This window comes from Virgibacillus sp. M23, from assembly GCF_034190895.1.
GTDB classification, from domain to species: Bacteria; Bacillota; Bacilli; order Bacillales; family Amphibacillaceae; genus Virgibacillus; species Virgibacillus salarius.
Map to the genome: position 1 here is coordinate 1 of NZ_JAWDHA010000060.1, position 16,320 is coordinate 16,320.

Below are 16,320 nucleotides of genomic sequence, written 5' to 3' on the forward strand. Positions count from 1 at the left end.
TTAGTTGAGGCCGTGCCCACGGAAAGCGAAGTAATTAGTCGGAGCATTGCCAATATACATCTAACATTTCAAAATAACTACTTGGCTTAACGCAGTCATTGCACTAATTTTATACTTTCTTAACTTATAAAAAATAAACAATATAAAAAAAGAACGGCATTTTGCAATGATCACATAAAGTTAGATACAGTTATTTCATTAGGTAACTGTTTGGGCATGAGCACGATATAGTAACCGGGCTCATGCTTTTTAATTAGTGTATTTAAAATCACAAACTATGCTTGTGTGAAAATAACCTTTAAGAGCTGTAACAAAAGAATCGTAAAATCTCTGTCCGTTCGGGAATGCGAATAGGATTTTTACTTACGATGATGTATTACTCTCGTAAAATTAACAACAATATCCCATCTATCTACCCTTTGCTTATCCGAAGTAAATAGATCATTCACTTCTATCATTTCCAACGAATGAATGAGAAATCTACTAGATAGACAGCTGCGATTGCCCCTCGATCACGAAGTATACATACTGGATCATACCATTTAGTATGACAAAGCGAATAGCAAATGGTGTGGAATGCCTTCTTCTATACATTAGCGATTCAATGGATTCATTTGTCTATTTTTTAGCATATGATTAGGTTTTATATCATCTATCATCTGTACACATTACAATACTAAAAGTAAAAGGTAGCTGTTCCCGAATTTTTGTTATGACGGAATAACATGGTTAATATAGTAAAGTTTCATTAAACTATCAAAATTATAAACAGCTAGATGGCTACTGTGACTTGTTGCTAACAGGAACCAATCCTATTGACTAATTAAACAACCTCTGATACAACTGCCTCATCGTCATGGATATTTTTCCCTCTATCTATTTTCAGACTCATCATGACAATGAATGAGATGCAGTATAGCGCTGCTAAGTATGTCATTGCTAATGACATACTGGCGTGTTCGAGAATAAAACCTACTAAAATTGGAGATAGTCCACCAACGGCCCTCCCAAAATTAAAAATGGTGTTTGTTGCCGTACTTCTAATATCAACACGATAGAAACGGCTTATTAAGGCTCCATATCCAGCAAACATCCCATTTGAAAAGAATCCAACAATCGCTCCGCCGATGAGTACACCAGTACTTCCAGTTGCATATGCGTACATAAATACAGCAGCCGCAGAAGCAAGGAGGAAAATACCATAGGAAACCTTTAAACCAAATCTATCTATAAACCTACCAAAAGTCAGCATCCCCGCAATCATTCCTACAGCAGTACTGATTGTCCAGATTGCTGAGCTTGAAACAGATAATCCTTGAGATTGCTGTAGCATCGTTGGAAGCCAAATCATTAAACCATTATAACCAGCGATTTGTACAGTTGCCATCACAGCTAAGCCGATCGTTGTTAATGCAACACGTGGCGAATGAAACAGTTGCTTTAGCTTACCTTGTTTTTGAATTGCCGGTTTTTGCTTCTGTGCTGCTAGCCATTCTGGTGATTCTTGCAAATTTCTTCTAACAAAATAAGCAAATATAACTGGAATGATTCCAACTAAAAACAAGCCCCTCCAGCCAAAAATTGGTAAGAGCACAGAACTTAAAACAGCGGCTATAATAACTCCGAACTGAGCGCCAATACTGACATAAGAAGAAGCGCGCCCTTGCTTATTTTTCGGCCATGCTTCTGCGACAAGCGCCATACCAATACCGTATTCTCCGCCAGCCCCAAGTCCTGCAATAAATCGGAAAATATATACTTGTTCAATGTTAGTTGCCAATCCAGTTAGCGCCGTACCAATCGCAAACAGGAAAATCGTATACGTAAAAATACGTACTCTACCAAACTTGTCCGCTAATATACCAAAGATTATGCCGCCGATAAGCATACCTATATTTGTAATAGATGATATAAATCCACCCGTAGTTAAATCAATTTGAAAATCAGCAACGATTAAAGACATAGCAAAGGAAATGAACATAATATCCATGCCTTCTAATGTTAAACCAGTTACGGAAGCTACCACTGCTTTGTTACGATATTTCATTTTTTGTCTCCTTTCAAGCCTCACTGGACTTCGTTTAAAGGTGTTGAGTTTTCATCCGAAGCTTATTTAGTGTTAATATAAAATAAAATACCCTTTATCCAGAAGAGGAAAAGGGCATGAACGGTTATTTTAATAACTATAATAGTCACGTCACTACCCTTTTTGGTCTCTCTGGACCATCTTAAAGGAATATGCTGTTATATATATTAGCATATTGACGAAAAGCATGCAATATTGTTAATTTCTAAATTTAATACTAATGCATCGCATTCACTCTCTTTTCATTTACTTACCTAAAATCTCCCTTGTCTTCTCCAGAATTTCCTCATCTTTTAATCGAAATTTGAACTCAACTCGTCGAGATTTCTTCGCATTATATCCACCCTTATCATCTGTGCGAACATCAGAAAATGACTTGCTATTAACGGTCAGCTTTTCCTCTAAATGCTGTTGAATATTCTTATATGGAAAATCCGCACTTAAAATATATGCTGCAACACTATATGCCCTATCTTGTGAAAGCTTTAGATTATATAAATAAGTGCCATCTCGATCAGTATGCCCTTCAATAATAATCTCCGCGATATATTGTTCATAACCACTTTGCAAAAGTATATCTAAATATTTTGGCACGAACTCATCTAAAAAAGTAAACGATTCTGGCTTTAATTCATCTTTGTTGTATTCAAAGAGAATTTCCGTGTTAAAAATAATGGCGCCTGTCTTATCATCGACTTCAACCCCGAGTTCTGAACCGCTAAATTCTTCTTTTAAGTCATTCACCAATTTCGCACGCACTCCCATAATTTGATCTAGTGTTTCCTTCATTTCTTCAATCTGTAATGATTTAATGACCATCATACAGATAAAAATTAGCATAAAGCAGAGTAAAATGGTTGTCAGTAAATCTGTAAAAGATGGCCAGAAATGACCTTCATCCTGATCCTGCTTAAATAATCGTTGATATTTAGTATTCATTCTGACTCAACCTTATCGGATTATTCGGTGTTGTTGTTCGCTGTACAAAAGCTGTTAGCTGTTGGTTAAGTATTTGAATCTCACGGTTAAGATCTTGCAAGGTTTGTTGAATTAAACGGGCATGACTCTGTTCATTAGCTTCAGATGTTCGACGTAGGTCTTGAAATTCCTTGCGAATCCCATCATTTGCTCCTTGCATATAATCACGAATCGCCTGACCAACTTTATCCAATTTACTTCCAAGTGACCCTTCAAGATTTGTCACATAAGTTGATAACGTATCCTTTAAGACGCCTACACTTGTCTCTAACTGGTTTTCTCGTTGTTGAAATGCTTGGTTCATTTGTGAAATGGTCGTATTCATTTCCTGAATTAACTGGTTATTTTTCATTCCCAATTGTTCATATGTGCTGGAAGCTTCCTGCATATGCTTCTCAAAATTCATCGAATCAGCTAAATGTGTCTTCAAATGTTGATTGAAGGTTTGATTAAATTCTTTTAGTTCTGTAAAACGATCCGACAATAAATGCTTATATTCTGCCTGTGTTTGATTAATAACATCCAATGCTTCAGGGAGCTTCACAATGGAATGCCCCATCTTATCAAAACCTGTAGAAAGCTCTCGTAGCTGTGTCATAATCCCAGTCAACTTGGTAGAAAGATCTTCGCCGAAGACTTGCTTAAATTCCTTATTATGACTGGCCATCCGCTCGACTAAATCCTTGGACTTACCATTAATACTTTCAAATATCGTATGCAACGAGCTTTGCTCTTCTAACAGATCAGAAGTAAATTGCTTCATATCACCTACCGATTTATCAAATTGTTGGAGTGTATCTAATTGAGCACGGGAAACTTCTTTTACCTTTTCATAGGTATTTTCAAATGCTTTCAACATTCGTTCATTTCTGCCGTCAATACGCTTAAAATACGTAAATAATGCTTCGAAGTTTTCATTCAGATTTTTAGTTCCTTCAGAAAACCCATCTGTTACATCCTTCATATAATCAAAAAGTTGTTGAAAATGACGAAGATTTTCAGAGAGCCCATCATTAAATGAAGCTAAATCCTTTGCTGACTGCTGAAGTCCTGTTGTATATTCTTGAAACCCAGTAAATGCAGCTTCTATCCCCTGTAACGACTCTTGGTTCGTTGCCTGCAAGCTTAGAATAGATTCATTAATGGTTTCAGATACTTGGATTAATTGACTAATACCGTGCTGTTCATTCTCTTCAAATTTTGATTCAGTCATCAGCATAATATCTGTGAGCATAAATTCCGTATTGAGTACTTTAATCAATACCGTCATCACCAGTGAGAAGCCCATCCCTGCTATACTCGTATAAAAGGCAACATCAATACCTGCTAAAACACCCGCTACCCCTTCGACTAAATCACTTCCTTCGATATTAATGCTACTTAATGATGACGTTAAACCTATAAATGTTCCTAATACCCCTATCAAAATAAACATCGAAACTGTCATTTGAATTATTTTTATTAAACTAACCACAGGTACATTAAACAAACGCCAACTAGAAAACTTCTCCTGTACGAATGTTTCTGCTTTTACAGCCTCTCCTTGCTGCTTCTTATCATATTGTTGTTTAAATGAAGCTAGTGGTTCTATCTCCATTTGACTGGTATCTTTTAAGAAATCCCTTATTTTCTTTAGCTTGTTAAACAACGCCAAATGTACCAAAAGCGCGACCATAAATGTGACAAACAATACGATAAAGATAAGCTCTATCATCGGGTTTGCTAAGATCGCCTCTGCTTTTTGTTCGCTAGTAAATAGTTTTAATATCGATTCAATCATTCATCTTCCCCCTAATGTAGAGATTCAACAGCTGCTTTGTTAGGTCTTAGTGAATGTTTATGCTGTATACATCTTACTATATAGCTATTCATGGCATGGCCAATTCATGTATAGTTGTTGAAATATAACCAGCTGATGCAAGAACAGGAAAGATGTTTGCAAAAAAATCTTCTGTAACAACGATATAAGACGATAACTGCGTGTTGCTACGGAGAAGTGCACAACAATACAAAATTTAAAGCAAGCCAAAAGGTGCTCCTCTGTCTTTCCTACGAGAAGCACCTTTTAGTTTCATAATTAGTTATTTATACGTTTGATTTTATTTTTATTTAACTGTTGTGACAGGAAAGATGATTGTATTCAATAATGCACCCATAATAATGATCATGGCGGAAAAATAAAACCACAGCATTAGAACAACAATACTACCCAATTGACCATAAAAAGCAGTATAATTATTTTGGCTAACAAATGATGAAAAAACGATAGAAACAATCTGCCAGCCAATCGTTGAGAAGATTGCCCCTGGAAGCACGTTTCTCACCTTGAGATTAATATTTGGAGCAAAATAATACAATCCGATAAAGAAAACCATTATAAATATGCTTCCGACACCCCATTGAAACAAGAACCAGTACCCTTGAAATCGCTCAATAAACTGGACATCCTGTAAATAATGTCGCATGAATCGATCCACTAACGGAATCACTACAGTGAATAAAATAGCAAACATTAACCCAAGTGTTAATACTAAACCCTCGATAACTTGTTTAATAAAATTCTCCTTCGCTTGAATACCATAAATTTCATTAAGAATTCGTTTCAAGCATTGCACACCCATAGAAGAAAGCCAGATACTGATCAGAAAACTGAAAAAAGCCATCTGTTGATTCGCTAAAATATTCGATATCGTATTTTCGATTAAGCTATATGTACCTTCTGGGGCAAATGGACGCACAAGTTCAATAATATAATCTTCGCTTATAGGTAAATATGGAAGCAGCGAATAAATGACTAAAAGAAACGGGAAAATAGAAAGCAGAAAATAATAGGCCATTTGCGCAGACAAATCATAGACCTTGAAGGTAAAATATCGATTTACCAACTTCTGAAGTACTCTAATAATAGCCATGAAGAAGACTCCTTACATACCTCGCATAAAGTAAAACTTCTATCCGTGGGGTTTTGTTTTTCCCCACGGATTGGTAGTACCACAAGGGTATGACCTAAAGGCCCTTAAACCAATCGGACATTTACTGGCAGTCGTCCACCATTTAACCGTATTGGTTTCACTTTTTTGCTGAAATGGGGGCTTACTGTCAGTTATATGCGGGATACATACAACAATACACAAAAAAAGTGTGTAGCTGTCCCAGCTATAACAAACAGATGCCACACTGCATGGTGATAACGAAAACCTCGCCATACATAGAAAATAGCTCCAAACGTGTAACAGAGACCACCGATCACAAGCAGTGTCACACCATTAGGATGTAGATTATTAACAATCTGATCCCATCCTAATGTAACCATCCAGCCCATTGCAATATAAAGTATCGTTGAGGTTATCAGATATTTTTTCACAAAGTACGCTTTAAATACGGTTCCGGCAATTGCAAGTCCCCAAATAATACCAAACATTGTCCATCCTAATGCACCTTGTATAACAAGAAAAGTAAACGGTGTATATGTCCCAGCAATAAATAGATAAATGGACGAATGATCAAAGATTTCAAATAGATCTTTCGCCTTACCTGGCGGAAATGCGTGTACCAGCGTTGATGATAAATAGAGAATTACCATCGTTGTACCGAATATCGTAAAGCTAACAACATGCCACGCTGTCCCGTACAAGGATGAATATACAATTAGTACAATCAATCCTGCAATACTCCCTAATGCTCCTATCCCATGCGTTATCGCATTGGCTATTTCCTCACCTTTTGAAAAAACATGTGTCTGTGCCAATTGATCATTCCTTACTGTTCTATATTTACAAATAATTTTTCTACATTACTCCCTCATTGATCACTAATTATAGTATAACAATAAGATATATATAATACCTTAATAAGCTTACTCCATATTTTTTCTTATTAGAAGCTGGAACCTCTTTAATCAATTTAAATTGGTAGAAGCAGAGAAGTAGACCCTTTGCAGGTTTAAATAGATCCGCCTTTAACCTATCTACTATCTTTAGCTATCTTTGAAGGATAATTGCCATTTCTTGTCGAATAACATAGTGAATAAGTAAGAAAGGATGAACAAAAGTGCATGATTCATTTATTTCATTATTTGGATTTATACCACCATTATTTTATTTAGGTTTTATCGTATTTGTCATTTGGTTTCTGACCCAAATAATTCAAATTCAAAGGCAGAGAAATGAAATTCTAAAAGAAATCCTACAAATGATAAACAAAAAGTCTGATTAGATCGAGGCATGAAGATAACTAAGCTGGTCTTTTCTAAAGACCTGCAACACACTACATTATCTTCGGAAAATACGAAAACTCCTTGATTAAGAAAAATGTTTTTCTACGTGGGTTGTATCGCTACCGAAGTTTCCCTTATCCTGTGAGTGGATACACATCTGCGACTTAAAGCTGTGTCAGCACGAAGAGGCTCACCAGCGACCCACGGTAACTCCAGATCAGCTTCGTTACACGAACTATCAATCTATTTATTCGTTATTTCTCCGATTAAAATACTTTTTTCCCATCGCTATTGGAGAACATATATTTTCCATACAACAACGGTTCACACTCCTCATAAGTAAATAGCTTTTGTAGCTCTTCCAGTTGTTGCATGATCGTAAATCGTTTTACGACAGCCTATGTTATTTAAATACCTTCTTTACCTCTAACTGGTGTTAGCGTGCATATCCTTTCTACACTGTTTATATAAGGCTTAGCTTTTTGAACGAGTGCTTGTGTTACGTTCAAAGTTAACGAATCCTGATGTGCTTCCTGACTTTCCCACAATTCATAAACATAGATATCTGTATCCCTTTCATTTGCTAAGTTAACTATATAGAACTGACACTCCTCTAATTCTTCCATTTCATCTCCTGCATTTACAAGTATTTCCGCTAAGTATTCCTGCCTTCCAGCAAAAGCAGTAAACTTTGTAATTAATCCAAATCTACGCAAACCAAACCCCTCCTTTTATTTATTCGTTCGGCAAATCATTGTCATTATCCTGCTTGGCGAAAGCATTAACTTCACTTAAAAAAACTTAAAAATAATTACAATTACTTATATTTATAGTATAATGAAAACAAAGCACAGAATGATGGAGGCGGATCTGTTTGTATCAAGAAGAAAGATTGATTGGCATACTGGAGTTTCTTCAACGTAATAATAGGATATCTGTTGAGCAAATCTGTTCCTTGTTTGCCATTTCCAGAGACACAGCCAGAAGAGATCTTGTCAAATTGGAAGAAGAACAAGCGATTATCCGTACACGAGGAGGCGCTATTCTCCCAGCATATCATAATGAAGTAAAAAGCTATTCCAATCGCTTAACGATGGTGTCTATTGAAAAAAAAAGTATTGGAAAAAAAGCGGCTATGCTCATTTACCCAAGAGACAGAATCATTTTAGACGCATCAACAACTGTTCAATCCTGTGCTGAGCAGCTCAATAATATTAACTGTACAATCATTACAAATTCAATTAATCAGGCAGATCTATTATCTACTAAATCTGAAATGAATATTCAACTACTTGGAGGAACCTTGGAAAAGGATCACCGTTATTTATATGGTCCATCAGTCATTAGTAAACTTTCAGAATACCTTGTTGATAAAGCGTTTATTGGTGTAGTAGGAATATCTGAACATGGATTAACCGTCGCTCATGAAGAAGATGGGATTGTAAAAAGAAAAATGATGCAACAGGCAAAGCAAGTTATTGTTTTAGCCGATAGTACGAAGTTAGGAAAATCAGATTTTTTCCGCTTTGCTGAGATACGTGATATCGATTTATTAATAACCGATCGAACTCCTTCACAAGCGTTTAGAGAGTTACTAACTAAGCATAATGTAGAGCTATTAACCACAGATTTGCATGAAATAGGAGATGACTAACATGACAAAATTAATCGCCATTGATTTGGATGGAACCTTGCTAAACGAAAACAACAAGATAAGTATAAAAAACCTCGAAGCGATAACTTCTGCTCAGTCGAAAGGGATAGAAGTCGTTATCGCTACTGGGCGTGCGCACTTTGATGTTCAAACACTTTTTAAAGACACGGGTATTAACACGTGGATTATTGGAGCGAATGGAGCAACCATACACAGCCCAAATGGTAAATTATACCGATCGAAAGCAATTCAAAAACAGGATGCAGTCAACATACTGAACTGGCTTGAAAAAGAGGACTATTATTATGAAGTATTTAGTAATCATGCCATCTACACACCACAGCATGGCAGAGAATTACTAGCAATCGAAATAGATAGAATGAAAAGTGCGAACCCAGAAATTAATGTAGATCAGTTATCCGATGCTGCAAATAAGCAGTTTAGTCAAACTGGCTTTTCATTTATACGTTCCTACCGAGACTTCATTGGTCAGGATTTGGATGTTTATAATGTTCTTGCATTTTCGTTCAATAAAGAAAAGTTGGAAAAAGGAAGAAACCACTTTAAAAATCTAGCCAATTTATCGATTGTTTCTTCAGCAGAGCATAACTTTGAATTAGAGCACATTGATGCTTCCAAAGGAAATGCATTAAGCATGCTAGCAGAGGAATTTAGAATTGAGCTATCAGAAACAGCGGCCATCGGTGATAGTTTTAACGATTTATCGATGTTGGAAATCGCTGGTAAAAGTGCAGCAATGGGGAATGCCCCTCAGAAAATTAAAAATTCGTGTCAAGTAGTTACTTTGCCTAATACAGAAGATGGCGTCGCTCACTTTATTCATTCATTACGTTAAGAAAATTACGGAATGATACTCTGTTTGGCGTGACGTCGAAGATGACGGCGTAACATGCAGCGTATTTTCTGAGCGTGTCCCTTATTGGACATGCTTTAGCTTGTAGAAATCCTAGTCTCTACAAGCTTTTTGATTAGAATAAAAATAATATAGCCACTGAATATGCGAGACGCCTTTAAAAAGAAGCACGCTTTTTCTGCGTGCAATTTATCGCTGCCGGAGTCATTTTATTCAAGAAAAAACTCCTTTCTATAAAATTCTTTTTATTCATTTCCCAGTACGTATAAGTTTAAAACTTTATAGCATTTCAAAAAATATGGAGGTGGACAATAGTGACCAAAAGGAATTATAGAATAGTAGAAATTGCTCCTATACTTACCATTAGCAAAATAATACCAAAAAAAATGGTAGCTATCGAGAAGAATAACACTCGCTCTTTTCTTATAACAAAAGATAAACAGAACAGAAACGCAGGTACTGGAAACAGAATACTTAAAGGTTCCCATTTGGTGACAAAATAGAACATTGCTAATAGGAAAGCACTATATCCGAACACGGATCTAAGTAGTAGTATTAATTTTTTATTTCCAGTTTCATGAACGCTCCACAAACCAACATAATGCTCCGTTCTATCTTTCAATGGTTGTTCATCTTCATAATAGAAATAAATAGGCTGGAGATAGGGTATTTTTTGTTGCACTACATCTTTCCCCCAAATAAATGACTTTCCCGCTATATCAAACGTGTTGTAGATATGCCTATTCTGTACAGATACTTTTGGATAAGCGGGAGTCGGGGTATGTTCTGTGTCAATAGAAAAAGTAATTCGCTGATTATCTGTTTTCCCATAGTACGCTTTCCAAGATAAAGTTTGAATAGGAGAGAAAATGTATCTCCAGAACTGTTTTTTTACTGTAGTAGCCATACTTGTATCAACTGGTATCCAACCTTCTTGTTCCAAGTAAATTTCATTCCATACATGCGGCTGATGTTTTCCACCTGTAAACGCCCCTACCATTACACGGCAAGGGATACCAATAGCACGACAAAGGGCTGCATATAGAAAAGAAAATTCACCACAATCTCCGTTCTTATCTTTGAGGAAATGTGTAACCCCCCTAGCTTTTGGAGGAAATTTATAGTTATAATGCTTGACGATATAAAAAAACAGTAATTTTGTTTGTTCTTTTGGATTTGTTTCACTTCTAATGACATTGAAAGCGATGTGCCTTACTTCTTCGTTTACACAAACCATAGGTGTCGACCTTAAAAAGAAATTTTTTTCTTCTTGGGTCAATTCTGGCAGACTATCTTCTGTTTTGCTTAACAGCTCTATCTCGTAAGATGCTTTCATTGTTTCACCAGATTCAATTTTATAGAAACTAATCTGATTACCAATCATATCTTCATTTTCTTGAACGGGTAATGATTTCTGCTCGTTTATTATTTTCTGATACCTCGTCTCTGGTGGAGATGCTAGCCATAGGTATACATTAGCGGAAGTAGAATTAAAATATTGAAAAGTATAGGTTACTTTATTTTTCAAAGTTTCACCTGCTTTTTACTTATTTTAGTAAAAACCTTGTATTACAAATGGTTTTTGTATTTATCAATATCGATTAACTTTTATCATGGATCCTACAAGAATCACCTTCACATCCTCCAACTGGAAGTATTTTTCGCTTACTTGCCAACCAGTCATATAACCTAGACCCCACCCCCACCCAAATAAACAGTTTAAGCAAGGGGACCACGGGCCATAAAAATGGGACTTGTTTAGCTATACGTAATATACTATCTATTCCTTCTTCTATTACACCATTTATTATGATAATGGTGTGCATTCGTTTTTCCACTTTTTCATATTCTAAGCCGTATTCATTTAAAACAGCTATATTTCTAGTAGACTCATATTGAAGACGACGGAAACAATCCATTTTTGCTAGTATTTTCATGCTTCTTGTGCAAACAGGGCACCAAGTATCATAAAAAACAAGGACACGATTCTTTTCTTTAGACTTGTTCGATCTGTTCAACTTCATATTGCTTCCCCTTTCTGAGCCTTAATTTGGATAATAATCTTTTCACAGCTGTGTATGCTCGTTCATACTCTTCATTTTTCAGTAAAACAAGTTGTATGGAAATCATTGTCGCAGAAAAAGTAAACAATCCCATCACTATCGCAATGCCTATATGCATAGCGATAATATTAAAGATAGCAATATATCTAGTGTAGCGATTGAATAATAAAAATGGATATGTTATTTGCGCAAAAATAGCTCCATATGCACCAATCAGTAATAAAAAGTCGGATGATATAACTAACTCCTTAAAAAACGGATGGGTGTATTCGTCTACTTGTAAGATATAGTAAAGTGCTGTACCGTTTTGCCAAACTTCTCCCATGATCTTGTGCATACCAGATGTTAAATACATAAAGGAGACTTGTATAATGGAAGCAAGAACAGCTAAATTATGAAATGCATTGGATAAAGACGGTGACAGGGTAATACTGGAAACTTTCTGTTTTCTTCTATAACCATCCAGTGAAAAAAATGCCGTAGTATTTGCAAATAACAAATAAAATAGAATGATCCTCATTACATTGTCTCCACCATCTAGAATTAAAACATTTGCATGTTGAAGAGACCAAATAAAAATGAAGTTTAAGATAGCTGTTAGTCTTCCCATGAATCCAATAGTAAAGAAAAAAGCGATTACAACACCGATATGAAAAATGATTTCAAAGTACAGTAAGGAATCATTTAATTGATAGATAGAAAAATTATTAGTGGTAAACAGTTGTTTTGTTAAAGTTTCATGATCCTGCATCCCATTTGGTCCCCACAGAAATCTTCGTTGCCCATAATGAATAAAATAGAAATATAAAATTAATAGACCAAAAGCAATTCTAATTAAACTGGTTCCCATTAACATATGTTTTTGTGTAGATAGCTTCTCATAAATTTTATTCAAAACTTGGCATCCTCCTTTGAGTAAATGTTTGGTTTAATTTTATAATATTTAAAGCATATCCATAAAAAGCCCTTACGAATGAAAATGACGTGATTTAAAATAGTTAGAATTAATTAATCACATCTTTTATGTGACGTGTTCTCTTACTCAGATTACCCGGGTACCTCTGGCGATAGATAACTGTTGAAAATGCATTAAAACACAGGGGAAACTTTTTCGAATTCTCGCCATTCAAATTCATGTATATTTGTTTTATTTTTAAAGGTTGGATTGCTCTGTTCCGAATAAGGTGTAGCCTCTGTTTGTCTAACGATTAATTGTGTACGTGCTATATCTTCTCCAGGATATAAACTGCTTACGTAAGATTGAGCATAACGATTTAATATGTCAATCCCATCTTCTCTTTGCTCTTTCATCATTTCATTATCCAGAATATAGTCAAAATCTTCCTTATTTAATTTTTTTTCTTCTACTTTTTCAGATAGCTTCATGGTTATGTCATCTTTTTGATGAAGGGCAGTAAAAGCGCCTCGCTGAATTCTAACTAAACGATTATAAGGTGTAAAACGATTTTTATAGTTCTTTTCAATCATAAAAGACGTTAAATTAATCCATTCTGTTGTCTCTCCATTAGCCAATTCTGCACGTACTAGGAATTGGTTGTTCGTACTTGCTGGATTGGGAGCAAATAATCTCCAGTTCTGTGAAAACAAAGGTTCCATATATCCATTTATTATAAATCCGAATTTTGCTTTTACAGGATTAAAAGGGGCTAAATAAATAGCGGTAAATAAAAAATGTATGGAAAACAAAATAATAGAAAATATTATAATAATTTTTTTCAACATAATATCACCTCTATCTATTGGACGATTGTCCCATGTTTTGGGACAATCGCCTTTTATTTAATGTAAATATTTATTGATCAAAAACCACTTTAATATTTTCATAACCAGTCGGGCTTGCATTCATTGCACTGCCTCCTAATGCATCATATGCATCAGCACCGGCTTTAGCTGTAAACCCTCCAACAAAAGCTGTTGCTGCAACACGCGAAGCTTGCATTGCATAAGCTCCTGCAGCTGCTGGAGTTGCTTCAGGAGACACTTCATTGTTAGAAGCTAATTCAGTCTGGACAGCTGTTTGCGTTTCAATATCATCAGCACCGGCAAGGACAGATGTTGTAGCAGTACCTCCAATAAATAAACTTAATGTTAAGACTCCTGTTATTAGCTTTTTTTTCATTAAACTATTCCTCCCATTCATATTAAAAAATAAATTACCAACTACACCGACCTGTACTTATCTTGATATCTTATTCATAGATCCCCTCCTTCAAAGAGGTTGTACAAAAAGTCGATAATGAGAACATATGAATTTCTTCGTTTACTTACTACTTACCATCGAACTTCTTGTACTTTCTATCCTCCTTCTAGATAGTAATAAACCTATTTCATGTACAAAGTAACACAGGTAAAATGCAATTAATGTCATAATTTGTTGAAAACATGTAAAAAAAAGTTAATATTTTTTACACAAATTATGAGAGCAAATTTAGGTTTAATACAGCCAGCTATTCCATAGGGGATCAGAAGGTAGTTTAGAGTAGTGGTCATGAAAGCATGGATGACGTGAGCAAATATTTCTTACTATTGGTGTACTTCCCTGTAATCATGCCTGTCCAAAGGTCTTTTTGAAAACGTTTATGATTCTATTTTGAATGATCGTCTAATATTTAATAGATAGGAAGTTTTAAGTTTAAATATAAGGTTAGCATCGCTAATTAATTACAGAGGGGGCAAAAGAAAATAAGATAAAGAACATATATGATATGTTCCCATCAAAGTAAACCGATTAAAATTGTCCTTAAGATTGTGCTTAGCGTTGTAAATCTGAGTGTATAGAGGAAATATTTCACTCATTTTTTTAAAAATCATCTACATAGAACTACGGATATGTTATTACATTACTAAGTGGGTACTTCATTTGATGACAAACTACATGGTAATATACATTAGTTATTAAGATTCCACAGTTCAGGAATTGTTACAAAACGATATCCTCTCCGCTTAAGAATTGTTATCATATTTTTTAGTGATTCGACTGTTCCCGTTAGGTCCTGCGAACTATGTCCAGCACTATGCATAAGTACTATAGCTCCTGGATGAGCTAAGTTAAGCACAGTTTGAGAAATGTCTGTGTTTGAAAGTTCCTTCCAATCCTCCGTATCAATAGACCAGCCAATGCCTTTATATCCCATATTACCGAGCTCTTGTACAAATTTTTCACTTATATCTCCATATGGTGCTCTGAAGAGTGTCGAACTTACTCCCGTAGCTAATAATATTTGTTTTTCTGTACTCTTAATTTCCCATTTCATCCGATTAACACTAGTCTTTGTCAATTGAGGATGCCAAAATGAATGGTTACCAACACTATGACCATCTTCAACAATTCTCCTTGCCACATTAGGATACTTTGAAACACGTGCACCCATTAAGAAAAAGGTTGCCGGAACCCCTTCCCTTTTTAATATATCTAAAATTTTCGGGGTATACTGTTGATCAGGGCCATCATCAAAGGTTAATGCAATAACCTTTTGGTGAGTTTTCCCTTGATACATCATTATGTTCGGATAATTTATTTGCAATGGATAGTTAGATACATCTGCAATAGAAACTCTACAAAATATAATTATTGTTAATAAAGTAATATAGAAAAGTAAAGAATATCTTAACAATTTCATATCAATAAACTCATCCCCCTTACCTACTGTTTTATTATGACTATCTTAGAATATTATATTCATTATTTGGATTCGGAGTGGCTAGTGGGATTTAGAGATATTTCAAGGATAGTTAAGGAATTTTAACATCAAGGGAAACGTTTAAAAACTGATTAAAGACATACTTGATGTCGTTAGTGGTAGTACCTGTAATTGCTAAATAGTATGATCAACTCTTGCAAATAGAAAATTTCACTTTTAATTTCTTAAGTCGCTGTTTATTAATAGCTTCTTGAATATCAACATATGTAGCATTAGGGAAGACGAATTGAAGTGCATCCATCATTGCGCATATGATACCTATTTTTGATGAAGAAAATCCTTACATAAAATGGCATCACCACCTGGGGGCAGTTAATCGGTTAGGATCAAGGTCGAAGTATTAACATCATTTACTCGCGAATTACAGGTATTATAAAGAAACATAGTTGAACAATACATACACCTCGTTTAAATATAAACACGATTAAACGAGAGAGATATGTGTGTTTATAATTACTGGTCAGAAACAACTTCATCCTCATTTGTACAAGCAAGGCATCGAAGTACCTTATCATTCCCTATGTTTCCTTCTAAAAATCCACCATGACAGTAAATAGGCTTATGGCATACCGCACAATAACCAACCATTTCTTTTTCCATCATCATCCCCCTTTTTTATATAGATAAAATACTTTAGTAGACAACACATAGACTTTATGACAAAATATTACGGTGTTGAGGCCAACTATAAAAGTATAACTGCCATTCAACATGATTGGAGGACACC

The 16,320-nt window shown here is 35.2% G+C and carries 16 protein-coding genes; 3 read left to right on the top strand and 13 right to left on the bottom strand.

The window, feature by feature from the left end:
• Positions 1 to 823: 823 nt before the first annotated feature.
• From RVS70_RS17630 to trhA, 5 genes are all read right to left on the bottom strand, one after another.
• The gene (locus RVS70_RS17630) at positions 824 to 2,047 is read right to left on the bottom strand and encodes an MFS transporter (RefSeq protein WP_166530756.1); all 1,224 of its coding nucleotides are present in this window, start codon (positions 2,045 to 2,047) and stop codon (positions 824 to 826) included.
• 285 nt (positions 2,048 to 2,332) lie between these two features.
• Positions 2,333 to 3,025, bottom strand: a complete 693-nt coding sequence (locus RVS70_RS17635) for an OmpA family protein (protein WP_026683024.1) — start codon at positions 3,023 to 3,025, stop codon at positions 2,333 to 2,335.
• Complete coding sequence (locus RVS70_RS17640; protein WP_321134234.1) at positions 3,015 to 4,844, bottom strand: MotA/TolQ/ExbB proton channel family protein; 1,830 nt, start codon at positions 4,842 to 4,844, stop codon at positions 3,015 to 3,017. The genes RVS70_RS17635 and RVS70_RS17640 overlap by 11 nt, the downstream gene beginning before the upstream one ends.
• A gap of 325 nt (positions 4,845 to 5,169) precedes the next feature.
• Entirely contained in the window at positions 5,170 to 5,976 is an 807-nt protein-coding gene (locus RVS70_RS17645; RefSeq protein WP_121604921.1) for a YihY/virulence factor BrkB family protein, read from the bottom strand.
• A gap of 191 nt (positions 5,977 to 6,167) precedes the next feature.
• A complete protein-coding gene (gene trhA, locus RVS70_RS17650) occupies positions 6,168 to 6,812 on the bottom strand; it encodes a PAQR family membrane homeostasis protein TrhA (protein ID WP_121604920.1) in 645 nt (214 codons plus the stop codon).
• A 302-nt stretch (positions 6,813 to 7,114) separates the two neighbouring features.
• Here trhA and RVS70_RS17655 point away from each other — a divergent pair, with 302 nt between their 5' ends.
• Positions 7,115 to 7,279, top strand: coding sequence for a hypothetical protein (locus tag RVS70_RS17655; protein WP_161629302.1), 165 nt, complete (start codon positions 7,115 to 7,117; stop codon positions 7,277 to 7,279).
• A 408-nt stretch (positions 7,280 to 7,687) separates the two neighbouring features.
• Here RVS70_RS17655 and RVS70_RS17660 read toward each other — a convergent pair whose 3' ends face one another.
• On the bottom strand, positions 7,688 to 7,996 hold the full coding sequence (locus RVS70_RS17660) for a putative quinol monooxygenase (protein WP_121604919.1): 309 nt from the start codon (positions 7,994 to 7,996) through the stop codon (positions 7,688 to 7,690).
• Positions 7,997 to 8,154: 158 nt separating this feature from the next.
• Here RVS70_RS17660 and RVS70_RS17665 point away from each other — a divergent pair, with 158 nt between their 5' ends.
• Entirely contained in the window at positions 8,155 to 8,934 is a 780-nt protein-coding gene (locus tag RVS70_RS17665; RefSeq protein ID WP_321134238.1) for a DeoR/GlpR family DNA-binding transcription regulator, read from the top strand.
• A gap of 1 nt (position 8,935) precedes the next feature.
• Complete coding sequence (locus RVS70_RS17670; protein ID WP_321134241.1) at positions 8,936 to 9,790, top strand: Cof-type HAD-IIB family hydrolase; 855 nt, start codon at positions 8,936 to 8,938, stop codon at positions 9,788 to 9,790.
• 346 nt (positions 9,791 to 10,136) lie between these two features.
• On the opposite strand, the gene RVS70_RS17675 is transcribed toward RVS70_RS17670, so the two are convergent.
• The 7 genes from RVS70_RS17675 to RVS70_RS17705 all read right to left on the bottom strand — a co-directional run bounded on the left by RVS70_RS17675 (position 10,137) and on the right by RVS70_RS17705 (position 16,193).
• Entirely contained in the window at positions 10,137 to 11,336 is a 1,200-nt protein-coding gene (locus RVS70_RS17675; protein ID WP_321134243.1) for a transglutaminase-like domain-containing protein, read from the bottom strand.
• A 73-nt stretch (positions 11,337 to 11,409) separates the two neighbouring features.
• Positions 11,410 to 11,832 carry a DUF393 domain-containing protein gene (locus RVS70_RS17680; RefSeq protein WP_321134244.1) on the bottom strand — a complete coding sequence of 141 codons (423 nt, stop codon included), beginning with the start codon at positions 11,830 to 11,832 and terminating at the stop codon, positions 11,410 to 11,412.
• Complete coding sequence (locus tag RVS70_RS17685) at positions 11,804 to 12,766, bottom strand: HTTM domain-containing protein (RefSeq protein WP_121604914.1); 963 nt, start codon at positions 12,764 to 12,766, stop codon at positions 11,804 to 11,806. Before RVS70_RS17685 ends, RVS70_RS17680 begins: the two co-directional genes overlap by 29 nt.
• A gap of 194 nt (positions 12,767 to 12,960) precedes the next feature.
• Entirely contained in the window at positions 12,961 to 13,611 is a 651-nt protein-coding gene (locus RVS70_RS17690; RefSeq protein ID WP_162986393.1) for a DUF5819 family protein, read from the bottom strand.
• Between the two features lie 73 nt (positions 13,612 to 13,684).
• Complete coding sequence (locus tag RVS70_RS17695; protein WP_121604912.1) at positions 13,685 to 14,011, bottom strand: hypothetical protein; 327 nt, start codon at positions 14,009 to 14,011, stop codon at positions 13,685 to 13,687.
• A gap of 769 nt (positions 14,012 to 14,780) precedes the next feature.
• Complete coding sequence (locus RVS70_RS17700; protein WP_121604911.1) at positions 14,781 to 15,512, bottom strand: polysaccharide deacetylase family protein; 732 nt, start codon at positions 15,510 to 15,512, stop codon at positions 14,781 to 14,783.
• Between the two features lie 534 nt (positions 15,513 to 16,046).
• Positions 16,047 to 16,193 (bottom strand): hypothetical protein, encoded by a 147-nt coding sequence (locus RVS70_RS17705; RefSeq protein ID WP_200862596.1) that lies wholly within the window; start codon positions 16,191 to 16,193, stop codon positions 16,047 to 16,049.
• Between the last annotated feature and the right edge of the window lie 127 nt (positions 16,194 to 16,320).